This window comes from Sodalis sp. RH15, assembly GCF_047324255.1.
In the GTDB taxonomy this organism is placed as follows: domain Bacteria; phylum Pseudomonadota; class Gammaproteobacteria; order Enterobacterales; family Enterobacteriaceae; genus Acerihabitans; species Acerihabitans ligni.
Genome location: NZ_CP178738.1, coordinates 5,606,414 through 5,624,234 on the forward strand (window position 1 = coordinate 5,606,414; position 17,821 = coordinate 5,624,234).

Here is a 17,821-nt window from a genome sequence, read left to right on the forward strand (position 1 = left end):
TAAGCCATCGCTATTTTGACGCGCTGGACGCCAGGAATGCTTCGATACGAACGCTGGGCGGCTGTTCAAAGAATTGCCGGGCCGGGAGATCGGCGATGATGCGCCCCTGCTCCATAAACACGATGCGGTCGGCAACATCACGGGCGAAACGCAGTTCATGGGTAACCATCAGCATGGTGCGCCCCTCCTCGCTCAGGCGCCGCATAACCGCCAGCACCTCTCCCACCAGCTCGGGATCCAGCGCCGACGTCACCTCGTCAAACAGCAGCAGTTCCGGCTCCATGCACAGCGCCCGCGCAATGCCCACCCGCTGCTGCTGGCCGCCGGAAAGCCAGGCGGGATAAGCCTGGGCCTTATCCGCCAGGCCCACCGACGTCAATACCGCCATGGCCCGCGCCACCGCCACCCTGCGCGGCTGCCGAAGGACCCGGATCGGTCCCTCAATGAGGTTCTCCAGCACGCTCAGGTGCGGAAACAGCGCAAAACGCTGGAACACCATGCCGGTCTTGCGGCGCATGCGGCTGTTATTGGCGTCGCTGTCTTCGATACGCCGCTGTCCCACCTGGCGGTAACCGATTTGTTCGCCCCTGATCAGCACGCTGCCGCTGTCGTAACCGTTAAGGAAATTCACGCAGCGCAGCAGGGTGGTCTTGCCCGCGCCGCTGGGCCCGATGATGGCGACGGTTTCACCCCGTGCGATATCAAGACAGACATCAGTCAGCACCGGAACGCCGTGGAACGATTTGCAAAGTCCGGCGATTCGCAGCACCGGCATTTCATCGTTCCCCGGCGGCCTATCCGTCATATCTGGCATCTTGCGGCCTCATAGCAATCTTATAAACACACCGGCGCCCGGTTTATTTCGGCACGTTGTCGGCGTTGCCGAACCACTTGACGGCGATGGCGGCCAGGGTTCCGTCCGCTTTCATTTTGTCGATGGCGGTATTGACCTGCTGCAATCCGGCGGTGTCCTGCTTGCGCAGCGCCACGCCGTTCAATTTAACGTCATTGGTCAGCGGCTGTTTCACCACCGCCAGCTTACCGGCGTATTGGCTGGCGACGATGTAGGCTCCGTTAACGCTTTCCACCGCCACCACATCGATACGGCCGAGCATCAAATCATTATAGGCGTCCACAACCGTATTGTAGGTGGTGGGCGTAACGCCCTGCATGGACTGCAGAGCCGTGGCGGCGGCGGTATTGACCATGACACCCACCCTCAGTTTGCCCAGATCGGCGGCGGTGAGCTGTTCATGGTCGGAGTGGGCTTTGACTACCAGGACAATCGTTTGCGTCATGATCGGTTCAGAAAACGCCACCACTTTTTTGCGATCGTCGCTAATCACCAGATTGGTGATGGCATCGATCTTGCCTCCCTGCAGGGCGGGAATAATACCGTCCCAAGCCATCCCCTCGTAGGATACCGGCACGCCCATATGCTTACCGAGTGCGGCGGCGAAGTCGGCGTCAAATCCCACCAGCTTGCCCGACGGATCCTGAAAGGAGATCGGCCGATAGCTGGGATCGGCGGCGACCCGCAGTTTCGTAAACCCTTCAGCCCCCTGGGCCGACCAGGCACAGACGCTTAATGTGGCGGCGAGTGCCAGCAGTGCCGTGCCGTGCTTTATAGAAAATTTCATTCGGTATCTCCTCGGGGTGCTTGGTTGTCAAACGGTTTGGGGGTTGATAACTATGGACAAGGCTCGGGTGCCGGGCAATACCTCCACCCGGTCGCCGGCGCCGATAAGCGTCAGGGTATCGAACTGTTCGATCACCAACGGGCCAATGGCGCGCCAATTTTCCGGCAGTTCGGTACGCCGGTAGACCGGACATTCGACGCACGCTTCCGCGCTGAGCCAGACCTGGCGCCGGCCCGCCGGCTCAGCGGTCCGGGTCGATGCGGTGGCCGCTTCGCCGGCGGCGGGGCGCGGCCGGCTGATTTTCAGCCGCAGATTCAGTAACTCCACCGGCAGGGTCTCGGAGGCATGGCCGTAGCGCCGCCGGTGCTCTGCTAGAAATGCCGTCCGGCTGGCGGCCAATCCTTCGCTGTCGGCGGTGGGTAAATCCACCGTCAGGGCATGGGATTGCCCCTGATAGCGCAAATCCGCCGACCAGGCGATAACCAGCTCCGCCGGCATAAAACCGTCGGCGGCGGCCCGCGCCAGCAGCGCCTCCCTCATTTCGCCGGTTAATGCCGCCAGTTCGGCCGCATCGATGGCGGAAAGGGTGCGCAGCCAGGTGCGCTGGGCGTCGTAGGCGATATCCACCGACAAAATGCCGTGAGCGGAAAACACGCCGGAATAATAGGGAATCAACACCCTGGGGATATCCAGCGCGCGGGCAACATCCACCGCGTGCAGCGGGCCGGCGCCGCCGAAGGCAATCAAGGTCATATGGCGCGGATCGTGCCCCCGCTCCACCGACATGGCGCGAATGGCGCGCACGATGTTGGCGGTGGCGATTTGCAAAATGCCCTGGGCCGCCCGCTGCCAGCTCAGGCCCAGGGGCGCGGCGATATGCCGTTCGATGGCGGCCACGGCGGCATCGCGATCCAGGACAAAATCGCCGCCGAGCATGCTGCGCACGCCAAGGCGGTTTAACGCCACATGGGCATCGGTCACCGTCGGCTGGTCGCCGCCGCGGCCATAACAGGCCGGCCCCGGCGTGGATCCGGCGCTCTGGGGACCGACCTTGAGGGATCCGGTGCGATCCAGATAAGCAATGGAACCGCCGCCGGCGCCGATGGTTTCGATTTCCGCCGAGGCCACCGCCACCGGATAACCGCCGATGGTCCGTTCATCGGTGACCGGAATGGCGCCGCCGCGCAGCAGCGCGATATCCGAACTGGTGCCGCCGATATCCAGCGTCAGGGCCTCGCCGAGTCCGTGGCGGGCCGACAGTTCCAACGCCCCCACCGCGCCGCCCGCCGGACCGGACATGGCGCATTTCACCGGAAAGCGCCGGGCTTCGGCAAAGGTAAGGCAGCCGCCGGCGGAACCCATGACAAAGGTCCGCGCCGGACCGTTATCTTTCAGCGTTTCGAGACCGGTGAGAAACTGCCCCATCACCGGCATGGTGGCGGCATTAAGCACCGTGGCGGTGGTGCGCTCGTACTCGCGGAATACCGGCAAAACCTCGGATGACAGCGAGACGGGCACCCCCAGCGCCGCCAGCTTCTCGCCGATCCGCCGTTCATGTTCCGGATTGACGAACGAAAACAGCAAACTTACCGCCACCGCCTCCACCCGGGCTTCCCGCAGGCGCTCAATGCAACGGTCCAGCGCCGCTTCATTCAGGGGTTTCAATACCCGGCCCTGGAAATCCAGGCGTTCCGGCACCTCAAGGCGCAAATGCCGGGGCGCCACCACCGGCGCGCGCCTGGCGTGAAGATCGTAGGAGGAGGGCCGGGTCATGCGGGCGATTTCCAGCACATCGCGAAATCCTTCGGTGGTCAACAAGGCGGTTTTTGCCAGCGCGCCTTCAAGCAGTGCGTTGGTGACCACCGTCGTCCCCACCACCGCCGCCTCGATATCGGCGGCGCGGGCGCCCATTTCCACCGCCAGGGCATCAAGGGCCGCCAGGATATCGTTGCCCTGATCCCCTTTGCGGTGCAGAACCTTGGCGATACGGGTTTCTCCCGAGGCGGGGTTGCTGACCACCACATCGATAAAGGTGCCGCCCACGTCCACGGCTGCCAATAAACCGGTCATGCTTGCTTCTCCTGTGCCTGAAAGCCCAACCCATGGACGCCATAGCCATAAAGCCTGTCCTGTTCCGCGGCCGTGGAGTCCCGTTCCGCGGCCGGGCCGTATCCGCCGCCGCCGGCGGTTTCCACTTCTATGAGTGTGTCCGCCGGGGCCGACAGCTCGCTAAAACCGGTAATGTGCCGCGGTTTCGCATCCGGCGGCGTCACGATGATGCGGGTCGGCGCGCCGGCGGTTCCCCCCAGTAAACCGTCCGGCCCGCGGGTGGGCATGCTGACCTGGAAGGAGCAGCGCACCGGCGTAAGCATCTGGAAGGTGCGCCGCAGACCGAAGCCGCCGCGCTGGCGCCCCCGCCCCGCCGATCCCTCCACCAGTTCGTAACGCAGGATGCGCACCGGCAGGCTCATTTCCAGCACTTCCACCGGCGTATCGTGCAAATTGGCCACCGGCGGTATCATGCCGCTTTCACCGTCCGCCACATGACTGGCGCCGGAACCGCCCCCCAGCGCCTCGCCATAGGCGAACAGCCGGCCGGTGCGCGGATTCGGGCCGCCAAAGGAAAATACCCCGCCGCCGCCGGTTCCCGCCAGCACCAGCGCCGGCGAAAACGCCGACAGGGCGTCCATCAAGGCTTCAAAGGTATGGTAAGACACCTGGGTAGCGGCGGAAATGGCCGCCGGGAAGCGGGGATTAAGGATTGAACCGTCCGGGATGGTGATATTCAGGGCGCGGTACATGCCGGCATTGGCCGGGATGCCCTGCGCCAGGGTAATGCGAACCGCCATATACACGCAGGCCAGGGTATTGGCCAGGCAGGAATTGAACGGGCTCTCGGTTTGCGGCCCGCTGCCGGTGAAATCGATATTCAGCACGTCGTTATTTTTACTGATGGCGACCCGCAGGGGAATCATGACGCCGCCGAAATCGGCCTGGGCCTCGCCGGTCCATACCTGGTCGGGCAGTGCGGCGATACAGGCGCGGGTGGTCTGTTCCGACAGGCGGATGATTTGGGCCATGGCGAACCGCAACTGCGCCATGTCATAACGACGGGCCAGTTCGTCGATACGGTTTTGCGCCACCTGAATGGTGGCAATCTGCGCGCCGAGATCCGCCATGCGCTCCTCGGGCAAACGCGAATTCGCGCCGATCAGGGTCAGCAGGTTTTGATCCACCGCGCCGGCGGCGGCCAGCTTCACCGGCGGGATGCGCAAGCCCTCATGGAAAATTTCGGTGGCGGTGGCCGGCATGCTGCGCGGCGTCAGTCCGCCCACGTCGGTATGGTGCGCCATGCTGGCGGCGAAGCCCACCATCTCGCCCCCGGCGAACAGCGGTCCGACGACGATAAAATCCGGCAGATGATTAGCGCCATAGTAGGGATCATTAACCAGGAAAGCATCTCCCGGCGCCATTTCTGCCGCCGGATACGCGGCCAGGATGTGACCCAAGGCCCCCGCCATAACGCCCAGGTGGATGGGAATATGCTCCGCCTGGACGGCGATATCGCCGTTGACATCATAAACGCTGCACGAACAGTCCCGCCGTTCTTTGATATTAGGGGAATGGCTGGAACGCACCAGAGACTCCGCCATTTCATCACAAATGGAATGGAAAGCGTGACGAACAAGCTCGATTGCTATGGGGTCCAGCGGCGCTGCATGGCTCATCGGTAACTCTGCCAGTGAATAATGATTGTAATAAATGTTCTAGCATAGTAAAAATTGGTTCAGCAACAAGAATAGGATTCACATACATGAACGAAGTAAAAAGCGCGGTGCGGGTGCTGGAAGTGCTTGAATTATTGACCCATGAGGAAAAACCCCTGTCCCTGAAAGAAGTTGTTGACGAATTGGGCTATCCGAAAAGCAGTACCCATAATCTGCTGGCCACCTTGGTATCGCGGGGTTACGCCATACGGGACGAAACGGACCGTTATCAGCTTAATAACGCCTTTCGCGAGGGTCCGGGCTGGATTTGCGGGCCGGAGGCGCGCCTTAGCGAAATGGCGCTGCCGGTAATGCGCGAACTGCGGGATCGCTGCGGTGAAACCATTATGCTCGGCGTGCTCAACGGCGAAGGCCGCCTGAAAACGCTGGAACGCTGCAGCGGCACGCAACCGGTGCGGTATGAATCCCCCCTCGGCAGCTGTCTGCCGTCTTATTGCACCGCCATGGGCCGTGCCCTGCTGGCGGGGCGGGACGACGCCCAAATCGATAATTACCTGTCACGGGAACGTATTGTGCAGTACACCAGGCATACCCTGGTGGACCGCGGACAAATCAAGGCCCATATCGCCAAGGCCCGACGAGACGGGTACGCGGTATCCGATCAGGAGATCGACATCGGCGGTTCCGGGGTCGCCGCGCCGGTGCTCAACGGCAAAGGCGAAACCGTGGCGGCACTGAATGTGGCGGCCATTTCCAGCCGGTTCAACGAAAACGGCGAGGCGCTTATCGCCGCAGTGAAAAATTACGCCGCCATCCTGAGCAGCCGGCTGGGATGGCATTGACATCACCGGGCAAACCGCCGGATATTCCCCTACTAATAGCCTGTTCAAATCATTGTTTCATCGCGCCGGGATCTTTATGATGCTGCGGCCCAGGCTGCGCGATGGGATGATTTTCCTCACCGCGCGGCCATGGGGATAATGAATTCGCTTTTTCTTTCTATCACTGAGGCTATATGCACACCACCAAGTTAGCGAACCCCGGCCCGCTGGGATTGATGGGTTTTGGTATGACCACCGTATTGCTTAATCTGCATAACGCGGGCTTTTTCCCTTTAACGTCCATTATCGTCAGTATGGGCATTTTTTACGGCGGCATCGCGCAAATGATTGCCGGCATTATGGAATACAAACACGGCAATACGTTCGGCACTACGGCCTTTACCTCTTACGGTGCGTTCTGGCTCAGCCTGGTGGGTATCCTGGTCCTGCCGCGCATGGGGCTTGCCGATCCCGCCGATGAAGTGTTCCTCGGCGTCTATCTGGCGCTATGGGGCGTGTTCACGCTGTTCATGTTTTTCGCCACCCTGGCCGCCAGCCGGGCATTACAGGTGGTGTTCGGCACCTTGACCCTGCTGTTCGCTTTATTGGCCATCGGTGATATCACCGCCAACAAACCGCTGCTGGTGATAGCAGGCTATGTCGGGCTGTTCTGCGGCGCCAGCGCCATTTACCTGGCCATGGCGCAGGTCATTAACGAGCAGCTCGGCCGCAAAATCCTGCCGGTGGGCTGAAGTACCCGGGCCTCTTAACCGGGGCCTTCTCTTTGCGAATTGCTGGACTTTTATTCCGTTAACAATGAAAATGATACGCATTCCTAATTAGTCCCCTGGACGCGTATCCCATGCCCGGTCTCCTGAGTACCCACCGCGTAATTATTCCCCTGCTGGCGCTATTGCTGCTTATCCTTGCCCCCGGCTGGTGCCCGGCGTCAGAGGGCTGGCCCCGCCAGATCGCCGGCGCCCAAGGGGACATTACCCTACCCCGGATGCCGCAGCGGATTGTATCCACCAGCGTTACCCTTACCGGAACGTTATTGGCCATCGGCGCGCCGGTCATTGCCAGCGGCGCCACCACCCCTAATAACGCCGTCGCCGACGGGCAGGGGTTTTTACGCCAGTGGGGCGAGGTGGCGCAACGGCGCGGCGTGAAACGGCTTTATATCGGCGAACCCGATGCCGAGGCCATCGCAGCACAAGCCCCGGACCTGATTATCATCGCCGCCACCGGCGGCGATTCGGCCCTGCGGCTTCACGATCAATTATCGGCCATCGCCCCGGTCCTGGTGGTGAATTACGACAACCAGAGCTGGCAGCAGGTGGCCGTGGAGCTCGGCCGGGCCACCGGGCGTGAAGACGACGCCGAAAAAATTGTCAAAGAATTCGATAGCCGACGGCAGGCCCTGCGGCAGCGACTGGCTTTGCCGCCGCAGCCGGTATCCGCGCTGGTGTACCACCGCGACGGCAAAGCCGCCAACCTGTGGACCGCCGATTCTCCCCAGGGCCGGCTGCTGCTGCAGTTGGGTTTCGTACTGGCCGTACCGCCGGACAATCTGGCGCAAAGCCATAGCATGGGCCGGCGCGGCGATATCCTGCAGCTTTCCGGCGAGAACCTGGCGGACGGCTTGAATGGCGAGAGCTTGTTGTTGTTTGCCGCCGACGAGGCCGACGCCGACGCCCTGCTGGCGAATCCTTTTCTCGCGCATCTGCCCTCGGTGCGCAATCGGCGCGTATACGCTCTGGGCCGCGATACCTTTCGCCTCGACTATTACAGCGCCTCCCATGTTTTGACAACGCTCGAGCACTACTTCGTCCAGGGGCAGCCCGCACGAGTCGGTGCCGGCGGCGTTATCGGGCAGCCTGCGCCGCAAAGAATAGCCGGCTCTTGTTTTTATCCCGATGATGATGCGGAGGATTATGCGCCCGTCCCGTAAGTTAGTCCTGTTATGCCTGGTATTGGCGTTGACCCTCGCCGCCAGCCTGCTGGTGGGGGCAAAAAGCATCGGCTTCGCCACGGTTGTCCAGGCGCTCTCGAAGGCGTGCCGTACCACCGATTGCCTTATCGTGCTCGACGCCCGCCTGCCGAGAACGCTGGCCGGCCTGTTGGCCGGAATCGCCCTGGGTTTGTCCGGGGCGCTGATGCAAACCCTGACCGGCAACCCCCTGGCGGATCCCGGCATACTGGGCGTGAACGCCGGAGCCGGTTTCGCCGTGGTGCTGGGCATGGCCTTTTTCGGCGCCGCTTCGCCGGACCTCTATGTCATGTTCGCCTTGCTCGGCGCGCTGGCCGCCACGCTGCTGGTGGCGCTTATCGGCGCGGCGGGGGGCGGCAGGCTAAATCCCATTCGCCTGACGCTGTCCGGCCTGGCGCTGGGAGCGGTCCTTGACGGCATTGCCTCGGGCATCGCCTTGATCAATCCCCTTATCTATGACCAACTGCGCTTTTGGCAGGCCGGATCGCTGGATATCCGTTCTATGGCGGTGATAAAAATCGTGGCGGCGCCCATCATGCTGGGGGCGGTTTTGGCCCTGGGACTGACCCGGGGACTGAATAACCTGGCCATGGGCAACGATGTGGCCGCAGGCCTGGGCTCAAGGATAGGAATGACCCAGGCGCTGGGCGTGACGGCCATTACCCTGTTGTGCGGCGGCGCCACCGCGCTGGTCGGCCCCATCGCCTTTATCGGCCTGATGGCGCCCCATATGGCGCGTCGTTTGGCGGGGGAGGATCACCGGCGGCTGTTGCCCTTCATCCTGCTGTTGACGCCGGTGCTGCTGCTGGCCGGGGATATACTCGGCCGGGTCATCGTGCCGGGGGAACTGCGGGTTTCCGTTGTGGCGGCGTTTATCGGCGCGCCGGTTTTGATTGCGCTGGTACGTAATCACCGGGAGCTTAAACGATTATGAATTACGTCGTCCGGCGCGGACCCCGTTTATTCCTCACCGGCGGCCTGCTGGTATGCTGCTGTCTGGCGCTGGCGGTTCTGTCGCTGGGCACCGGCTCGCTTCCCCTCAGCATCCCGCAGGTGATGGAGGCATTATGGGGAACGGCCCCCGACCCGGTGCGGATTGTGGTCACCCATTGGCGGCTGCCGCGGGTGGCGGTGGCGCTGTTATTGGGGGCGGCCCTCGGCGCCAGCGGCGCCATTTTTCAATCGTTGATGCGCAACCCCCTCGGCAGCCCGGATATATTGGGTTTCAATACCGGCGCCCACAGCGGCGTCTTACTGGCGATAGTCCTGTTCAACAGCGGCTACTCCACTATTACCGCCGCCGCCATGGCCGGCGGAGGCCTGACCGCCGTAGCGGTCTATATGCTGGCCTGGCGCAACGGCATTCATACCTTCCGGCTGATTATCGTCGGTATTGCCGTCCGCGCCCTGCTGGTGGCGGCGAATACGGCCCTGGTGGTGGGCGCCTCGCTTGAATCCGCCCTCTCCGCCGGGTTATGGAGCGCCGGATCCCTCAACGGCGTCACCTGGGCCAAATGCCTGCCGGCGGCGGTAATCATCGCCCTGGCGCTGCTGCTGGCGCTGGCGCTGGCTCGTTCCATGCGGCTACTGGAAATGGGCGACGATGCCGCCCGCGGGCTGGGAGTATCGGCGGAGCGCACGCGCCTGGGACTGATGTCGGCGGGGGTAGCGCTTACCGCCGCCGCCACCGCCGTCGCCGGGCCGATATCCTTTATCGCGCTGGTGGCGCCGCAAATTTCCCGCCGTCTGGCGGTCGGCGGCACCGCCTCGATTCCCCTGGCCGCCATAACCGGGTCGCTGCTGCTGCTGGCGGCGGACCTGGCGGCTCAGCGTCTGTTCAGCCCCTATCAATTGCCGGTGGGGGTGGTCACCGTCTGCATCGGCGGCATCTACCTGATAGCATTGTTAATCCGGGAGTCCCGTAAAACATGAACCCCTGCCCCTTGCCGCCGTCCCGCCTGCGGGCGGAAAACCTGACCCTGGGTTATGATAAAAAGATCGTTGCCCGTGATTTGTCCTTGTCCATTCCCGACGGCGGCCTGACCGTCATTATCGGCCCGAACGCCTGCGGCAAATCCACGCTGCTGCGCGCCTTAAGCCGGCTGATGCGCCCCGATGGCGGCGGGGTATGGCTGGACGGCGAGGATATCCGCCGCTACGCCACCAAAGAGGTGGCCCGCCGGCTGGGATTATTGCCGCAAAGCCCCGCCGCCCCCGGCGATATCCTGGTGGGCGACCTGGTGGCTCGGGGGCGTTATCCCCATCAATCGCTGTTCGGCCGCTGGCGGGAACAGGACGAAGCGGCGGTACGGGAAGCCATGCGCGCCACCGGTATCGAAGCGCTGGCGCAGCAGCCGGTGGATACCCTCTCCGGCGGACAGCGCCAACGGGTTTGGATAGCCATGGTATTGGCGCAGCAAACGCCGCTGTTGTTATTGGACGAGCCCACCACCTGGCTGGATATCGCCCATCAAATCGATCTGCTGGAACTGCTCAGGCACCTGAACCGTACCGCCGGACAAACGCTGGTGATGGTGCTGCACGATCTTAACCATGCCTGCCGTTACGCCACTCATTTAGTGGCCATGCGCGATGGGCAGATTGTCGCCCAGGGGACGCCGTCGGACATCGTCACCGCCGAACTGGTGGAGCGGGTCTTCGGCCTGCGCTGTATCATTATCGACGACCCGGTATCCCACACGCCGCTGATTGTGCCGCTGGGCCGCGACCCGGCGGATGCGTCAACATGAGTCGCCGGCCAACACGGCCTGCCGGGACGGGTTGTCACATCCCGAACACGCCGTGAATCCGCCCGCGCGGGCGCAAACTGCGGGACGATGCCACCCATCGTCCCGGCGTCCGTCGGAGCCTGCCACCCGCATTAGCCGGGGTTTACCCTAGACCGTCGTTTGGGTATCCGGGCCGCGCCAGAGCGACTCGAGGCCGTCCAGCAGGCCGCCGCGCCAGCAGAGGGCGTCATGGCCGCCGTCCACCCGCCGGAAGCGGAGGCGATGGCGGGACGGCCGCAACAGCGCCAGCAGCCGTTCGTTAGCCTGGTAAATCAACGGTTCATGAATGCCGGCTTCGATATACATTCCAAGAGCCAGACCGGCGCCCAGTCCGTCTTCCAGCTGCCTTAACAGCTCGCCGGACGCGCGGGTATCGCCATCGATGCGTCCCGGGTCCCGATGGGGCCACCAAAAGGAACCCGACTGACTCAGCACCAGGCCGAAGCTCAGGGGCCAATGCAGCGCGGCGTACATCGCCGCCAACCCGCCGAAACTTTGCCCGGCCACCACCGTAGTGGCCGGATCGGGCCGATAGGGCGCCCAGGTCCCAAGCCACGGCATCAGCTCTTCCCGCACCGCGAGCCAGAACTCCGCATTACAGGTCAGCTCATGGCTTCGTTGCCGGGTATCGACACTGTCGATCATCACATACACCGCCTCCGGCAAGCGGCCCTCGCGGGTAAGCCGGCTGAGCGGAACGGCAACCGGCATCTCCTGTGACCAAAACCGACCGTCGAGCAATATCGCCAACGGCCGGCGATGGGGCTGCTGCTGCCCGGTGGTCAAAACCCAGACATCACGGCTATTGCCCAACCGCCGGCTGTGCCAGCGTCGGCATTCAAGCCGCGCCGGCGAAGGCGGTCGCAAGGCCCGCGAGTCCGCGCCCCGCCTGTCCACATCGGTCCAAGCCGTTTGCGGCGGCGCCAGCGGCATATGCAGGGGGGATAATCCATAGCCGCGGGCGCCGACCCAGCAGCGCAACGGGTTTAGTGAGTCATGTACCGCGCTGTCCAGCAGCCCTCCCCACCACAGACGCCATGCCGACATCTCCGTCTCCGGGCGACTCCCCGCCGCCGCGGGAAAGGGAGTATCGTCTTCACGGGGAATAAAGCAATAACTTCCGCGCCAGGTGGCGCTCAGACAGGTTTGCCGGTACCAGACATCCGTGCCGGGCAAACGTTCCAGGCTTTGCGGCGCCAGGGACTGATGATGGTCGGTAATGCCGTTGATATTAAGCCATACCCGGCGAAGGGCCGACGTTTGCGCATTCCCGCCGGGATCGCGCCACAAAAAAGTTACCCGATAGCGGCCGTCCCGATCTTTTTCCACCCATGGGGTGCCGTGATCTGCTATCTCCCGCCACCACTCTTTCGTCCCTGCATCCGCCCGTCCCAGCATTATTGTGACCATTGGTAATCAGCCTGTGTAAAACGCAATCTTAATACTATTGATAATTATTTCTATTTGCAATAATGTGTAAAGCTTCCTATGTATTCATAGTCATTTTGCCAGGATGGCGGCTTTGTCATGGGAATTTTTTTAATCGGCCAGGGAACGCCGCAACGGTATAAGCAGCGCCGCAGGCGTCTGTTTTCACGATAACAATGTGCCATTTCCAGACGGTGGCTAACCCCGCTCCGCCTGAGAATCGGCAGAGAATTCGAGATCTTAGCCATGAAATTAGCAGGTTATTCCTTAGCGACCCTTATAGGTCTTGGGCTGGGCACATCGGCGCTCGCAGCCGCCGCATTGACGGCCAATGACGACGAGGAAGTCGTGGCGGCGGCGGATAAAAGCGCCGAAAACAATGAGAAAAAAACCGCCGGCGGCGAGACCATGGTAGTCACCGCCGCACAGCAAAATCTACAGGCGCCGGGGGTCTCCACCATCAGCGCCGAAGAAATCAGGAAACGTCCGCCGGCGCGGGACGTTTCGGAAATCATCCGCACCATGCCGGGGGTCAACCTGACCGGCAACTCCACCAGCGGCCAGCGCGGCAATAACCGCCAGATCGATATCCGCGGCATGGGGCCGGAAAACACCCTGATCCTCATCGACGGACTGCCGGTGAGCAGCCGCAATTCGGTGCGCCAGGGTTGGCGCGGCGAGCGCGATACCCGGGGCGATACCGCCTGGGTGCCGCCGGAAATGATCGACCATATCGACGTTCTGCGCGGACCGGCCGCCGCCCGTTACGGCAATGGCGCCGCCGGCGGGGTGGTGAATATCATCACCAAGCGCGACACCCGCGAATGGCACGGATCGTGGAATACCTATTTCAATGTGCCGCAACATAACGATGAAGGCGCCACCAAGCGCACCAATTTCAGTTTGGAGGGCCCGCTAAGCGATCAGTTCAGTTTTCGCCTCACCGGCGGCTACGGCAAAACCCAGGCCGACGCCTGGGATATCAACCGGGGCCACCAGTCCCTGCGCACCGGTACCTACGCCGATACCCTGCCGGCGGGCCGGGAAGGGGTGATTGACAAGAATATCGATGCCCTGCTGCATTGGGATTTCGCGCCGATGCAAACGCTGGAGTATGAAACCACCTTTAGCCGCCAGGGCAATCTGTACGCCGGCGATACCCAAAACACCAACACCAGTGATTTGGTTAAAGATAATTACGGCAAAGAAACCAATCGGCTGTACCGGCAAACCCATGCCTTGAGCTATCGCGGCTACTGGGACAGCGGCATCAGCACCCTCAATTACCTGCAATTTGAAAGAACCCGAAACACCCGCCTAGATGAAGGCCTGGCCGGCGGCACCGAAGGCATTTTCTCCGACGACAGCTTTTCCACCATCCGGTTGGACAGCCTGCTGGCGCACAGTGAGTTAAGCGTCCCCTTTGAGCTTGGGGTAAACCAGACCGCAACCTTCGGCACCGAATGGAATCAGCAGAAGATGAAAGACCCGGCCTCCAATACCCAGACCCTGCTGGGGGGAAACATTCCCGGTATCGCCAGCACCGGCCGCAGCCCGTACGCGTCGGCGGAGATATTTTCGTTATTCGCCGACGATAATATCGAGCTTACCGACAGCACAAGTCTGGTGCCGGGCCTGCGGTTCGATCATCACTCCATCGTCGGCGACAACTGGAGCCCGTCCCTCAATCTGTCTCAGGGATTCGGCAGCGATTTCACCCTGAAAATGGGCATCGCCCGCGCCTACAAAGCCCCCAGCCTGTTTCAAACCAACCCCAATTACCTGCTGTACAGCCGCGGCCAGGGCTGCGCCGCCAGCACCGGCGGCTGTTATCTCCTGGGCAATAAGGACCTGGATGCTGAAACCAGCATCAATAAAGAGATCGGTCTGGAATTCAAACGTGGCGGTTATCAGGCGGGAGTGACCTATTTCCGTAACGATTATCGCAATAAAATCGAGGCGGGCTACGTGCCCACCGGCGTCTCTTCCAATGGTGCTTCCGATATCTATAAATGGGAAAACGTACCCAAAGCGGTGGTGCAAGGATTGGAGGGTATGCTGAACATCCCGGTGACCAATACGGTGACCTGGAGTAATAATATGACGTATATGATTGAAAGTAAGAACAAAGAGACCGGAGATTATCTGTCGATCATTCCGAAATATACCTTAAACTCCACCCTCAGCTGGCAGGCGCGGCAAGATTTATCGGTTCAATCGACGTTATCGTGGTACGGACGCCAAAAACCGAAAAAATACAACTACAAAGGCGAACCGGTAACCGGCAGCGAAACCAGGGAGGTCAGCCCCTATGCCATTGTCGGCCTGAGCGGAACCTATGAGGTGACCAAGAACGCCAGCGTCACCCTGGGCATCGACAACCTGTTCGATAAACGCCAATTCCGGGCCGGCAACGCCCAAACCACCGGCAACGATACCACCGGCGCCTATATGTACGGCGCAGGCGCCGCCACCTACAACGAACCGGGCCGGACCTTCTATATGAGCCTGAATACCCATTTCTAGACAGGCCGGGCCCGCTTTCCCGATCGTGCAACTATTCGTGCCAAAGGGAGACCGTGCCCTATACCTGATACCCAATCATCGTCAGCATGCGCTTCACCTGCGACACCGCCTCCTGCCGCTCCCCCACACCGAGTTTCTGATACAAATTGCGGATATGGGTTTTGATGGTGGTGGACGCGACATCCAGCTCGCCGGCAATCTGATTATTGCTGTAGCCGGAATAAATCAGGCCCAGCACCTGCCATTCGCGCTGGGTCAGCGGGCTGATGCGGATAAGCTCGGGGACCTGGGGATGCTGCAATAACTGATGCACGAACTCCTCATCGAAGTGAGCGAACTTATGCCGGTGATGGGCATTGATATCCCGCAGGATACGCTGGGTACGCTGCTGCTCCAGCTCCGGCAGGATGCCCAGCTGCAACAGCTGGCGCAACTGCACCGCCATCGTCTCCCCTTCAATCACGAAATGACTGATGAACCCGGTACGATTGGCCAGGGTCAACGCCTCTATCAGCACGCTCTGGGCCTCGCTTTTGCGGCCGGTATGCCAATAGATCAGGTTGTTCAGCAACAGATTGCGGTTCAAATCGCTCACCAGCTGCAGCGCCCTGGCGTTGTCGTTTAATTCATCCAGCACCACTTCCGCCTCATCAAACTGGCCGAGCAGAATTTGCGCGCGGGCGATATTACGCCATTGTCCCTGCAGGAAATGGTTATCGACGCAATCCGGTTTTACCGTCTGATTAAGCCAGTTGGCGGCGGCGACGGTATCGCCGGTCAATTGCCAATAAATCACCCGCGGTTTATCGGCATTGGTTATCCAGTCGCTGTGGTATTGTCCGCTGTTGATAAGATTATCGCAACGGTGCAGCAAACGGCGGGCATCGTCGATATCGCCGCGCGCCAGCGCGCATTTCGCCAGCATCGCCAGACACTGCAACTGCTGCTGCGGCTGGGCGCTGGCCAGCACGTTCAGTCCGGCTTTGGCGGCCTGCTCCGCATCCTCCAGGCGCGCCCAGGACCAAAGCAGCTGCGCGCGCAGGCGCAGGAGAAATTCATGCATCGGCAATTGCTCAAGATGCTGTTCCCTCACCAGCGCGAACGCTTTCTCCTGGATATCGTAAGCCGCCTGCAAATAGCCCTGGGCAATCAATATTTCGCTTTGCTGCAGCAGCGCCCACAGGGCGTAATGATAGACCTCATGCTGCCGGGCCATCCGGTCGGTTTGCTGCATCATGGTCAAGGCATGGGTCAAGCGCCCTTTGCAGTGGGCGACTTCCCCGGTTACCGACATGGCGACAATACGGCCGTAAAAACTGGACATCGGCAAATGGCGCAGCGCTTCGGCGGCCAGAAACTCCGCCTGGTCGGTCTGGCCGGTGTTTATCGCCACCTGAGCCAGCAGCGCGTTGAATTCCGCCTGCAGCATCGGACTGATCTCAACGTCGCGGGCCTCCATTTGCGCTTTATCATGGGCCAGCATATCCGCCACCTCGCCGCAGCGGTGCTGGCTTTGGGCCAGCCAGCCCTTGAGCAGCACCAGCCTGGGAAGCGTGATCAGATCGTCATAAGGCACATGTTTCAGACAGCGATCCAGCAAGGCCAGTTCACCGCGGTTGAACAGCCGCCAGCCGTTGTCCAACAGAATGCGGCACATCATCTCGCGGTCCCCCGCGGACATGGCATGGTGGATAGCCTCCGCCGGATAGCCCAGCGTCAGCCAGCCTTCGGCGGCGCTGCGGTGGATGGCGGGCAACTCCGCAGCCAATTCCCACAGGCAGCGCTGCCGCAGAAAACTGGCGAACAGCGGATGAAAACAGAACCATTCGCCGGAATCATCCATGCGCTGGATAAACAAGCCCTGATGCTCGGTCATCTCCAGCCGGTGCTGACCGTTTTCTTCGCCGGTCAAATGGCCGATCAGCACATCGTTCATGGAACGCAGCACCGAACAGCGCAGCAAAAAACGCCGGGTGGACTCATCCACCCGATCCAGCACCTCGTCCACCAGATAATCGGAGAGATGACCGGCGTTGATGCCGGATAGCCGCTTCGCCGTCTTACTGGCGGGCGTATCGGACTGGCGCGAGGAGAGCACGATCAATTGCAGGGCCGTTGCCCAGCCGGCCACCTCATCGCATAACCGATTGCTGTCGGGGGGGTCAATGGGCATTCCCAGCCGGCAGTCGAAAAAACGCTTAGCCTCCTCGTGGGTAAAGGCCAATTGCTGGCTGCCTATCTCCAGCAGTTGATCCCGCACCCGCAGGTTGGCGATACCCAATGAAGGAAGATTGCGCGACAGCACGATGAGCTTGAGGTTATCCGGCTGATTGCGCAGCAAAAACCGCACGGACTCATGAATCACTTCATTGGTGATCAAATGATAATCATCGATCACCAGGAATACCGGCGTCGGCCAGTCGGATAAATCCACCGACAGTTGGATGAACAGCGTCGACAGAGTGGCATATTGATGTTTCTGCGCCAGCGCCTCGCTGCGCTGGCAGTGGCCGCCGGTTGCCTGTTGGAATGCCGCAATCAGGTAACTGGCGAATCGCTCGGGCTCATTATCGCTTTCATCCAGGGAATACCATCCTAAATCCTGCTTTGCCGCCGCCCACTGCGCCACCAGCGTCGTCTTGCCATAACCGGCGGGACTGGTGATAAGAGCCAGACGGTAATTAGCCGCCGCGGAAAGTCTATCTAACAAGCGTTGCCGAACAACCGTATTTTGCAGCCTTGCAGGCCGTCTGAGTTTAGAGGGGATCAGCATTTTTTTATTATCCAGAGGTATTGAATGGCGAAAAAAAGTTCAATCTTAATGTTTATTGAAAGTAAGGATTATGTAAGTAATTATTAATACAGGGTTATCTATTTCCTGCTTCGGTAAATTGCGCAC

Annotated in this window: 13 protein-coding genes; 7 read left to right on the forward strand and 6 right to left on the reverse strand. The window is 61.2% G+C overall.

The genetic code is table 11. From position 1 onward, the window contains the following. Positions 1-10 precede the first annotated feature (10 nt). Genes ACL2XO_RS25415 through ACL2XO_RS25430 form a run of 4 tightly spaced genes read right to left on the reverse strand, consistent with a single transcriptional unit; the run spans position 11 to position 5,368 of the window. A complete protein-coding gene (locus ACL2XO_RS25415) occupies positions 11-805 on the reverse strand; it encodes an amino acid ABC transporter ATP-binding protein (protein ID WP_413743110.1) in 795 nt (264 codons plus the stop codon). Between the two features lie 52 nt (positions 806-857). Beyond that, positions 858-1,640, reverse strand: coding sequence for an ABC transporter substrate-binding protein (locus tag ACL2XO_RS25420; RefSeq protein ID WP_413741812.1), 783 nt, complete (start codon positions 1,638-1,640; stop codon positions 858-860). 27 nt (positions 1,641-1,667) lie between these two features. Continuing rightward, complete coding sequence (locus ACL2XO_RS25425) at positions 1,668-3,710, reverse strand: hydantoinase/oxoprolinase family protein (RefSeq protein ID WP_413741813.1); 2,043 nt, start codon at positions 3,708-3,710, stop codon at positions 1,668-1,670. Then, the gene (locus ACL2XO_RS25430; RefSeq protein WP_413741814.1) at positions 3,707-5,368 is read right to left on the reverse strand and encodes a hydantoinase B/oxoprolinase family protein; all 1,662 of its coding nucleotides are present in this window, start codon (positions 5,366-5,368) and stop codon (positions 3,707-3,709) included. Before ACL2XO_RS25430 ends, ACL2XO_RS25425 begins: the two co-directional genes overlap by 4 nt. Positions 5,369-5,454: 86 nt before the next feature. Here ACL2XO_RS25430 and ACL2XO_RS25435 point away from each other — a divergent pair, with 86 nt between their 5' ends. From ACL2XO_RS25435 to ACL2XO_RS25460, 6 genes are all read left to right on the forward strand, one after another. Beyond that, a complete protein-coding gene (locus ACL2XO_RS25435) occupies positions 5,455-6,210 on the forward strand; it encodes an IclR family transcriptional regulator (protein WP_203520644.1) in 756 nt (251 codons plus the stop codon). Between the two features lie 173 nt (positions 6,211-6,383). Continuing rightward, on the forward strand, positions 6,384-6,941 hold the full coding sequence (gene satP / locus ACL2XO_RS25440) for an acetate uptake transporter (RefSeq protein WP_132924967.1): 558 nt from the start codon (positions 6,384-6,386) through the stop codon (positions 6,939-6,941). 110 nt (positions 6,942-7,051) lie between these two features. Next, positions 7,052-8,140, forward strand: coding sequence for a Fe2+-enterobactin ABC transporter substrate-binding protein (fepB, locus tag ACL2XO_RS25445; RefSeq protein WP_413741815.1), 1,089 nt, complete (start codon positions 7,052-7,054; stop codon positions 8,138-8,140). After that, positions 8,124-9,113, forward strand: coding sequence for a Fe(3+)-siderophore ABC transporter permease (gene fepD / locus ACL2XO_RS25450; protein WP_413741816.1), 990 nt, complete (start codon positions 8,124-8,126; stop codon positions 9,111-9,113). The genes fepB and fepD overlap by 17 nt, the downstream gene beginning before the upstream one ends. Then, positions 9,110-10,111, forward strand: a complete 1,002-nt coding sequence (gene fepG / locus ACL2XO_RS25455; RefSeq protein ID WP_413741817.1) for an iron-enterobactin ABC transporter permease — start codon at positions 9,110-9,112, stop codon at positions 10,109-10,111. The genes fepD and fepG overlap by 4 nt, the downstream gene beginning before the upstream one ends. After that, positions 10,108-10,929, forward strand: coding sequence for an ATP-binding cassette domain-containing protein (locus ACL2XO_RS25460; protein ID WP_203520636.1), 822 nt, complete (start codon positions 10,108-10,110; stop codon positions 10,927-10,929). Before fepG ends, ACL2XO_RS25460 begins: the two co-directional genes overlap by 4 nt. Before the next feature lie 147 nt (positions 10,930-11,076). Here the strand turns inward: ACL2XO_RS25460 and fes are convergent, their stop codons facing one another. Next, on the reverse strand, positions 11,077-12,378 hold the full coding sequence (gene fes, locus ACL2XO_RS25465; RefSeq protein WP_413741818.1) for an enterochelin esterase: 1,302 nt from the start codon (positions 12,376-12,378) through the stop codon (positions 11,077-11,079). 264 nt (positions 12,379-12,642) lie between these two features. Here fes and ACL2XO_RS25470 point away from each other — a divergent pair, with 264 nt between their 5' ends. After that, positions 12,643-14,922 (forward strand): TonB-dependent siderophore receptor, encoded by a 2,280-nt coding sequence (locus tag ACL2XO_RS25470; protein WP_413741819.1) that lies wholly within the window; start codon positions 12,643-12,645, stop codon positions 14,920-14,922. 58 nt (positions 14,923-14,980) lie between these two features. On the opposite strand, the gene malT is transcribed toward ACL2XO_RS25470, so the two are convergent. After that, the gene (malT, locus tag ACL2XO_RS25475; RefSeq protein WP_132924953.1) at positions 14,981-17,695 is read right to left on the reverse strand and encodes an HTH-type transcriptional regulator MalT; all 2,715 of its coding nucleotides are present in this window, start codon (positions 17,693-17,695) and stop codon (positions 14,981-14,983) included. Between the last annotated feature and the right edge of the window lie 126 nt (positions 17,696-17,821).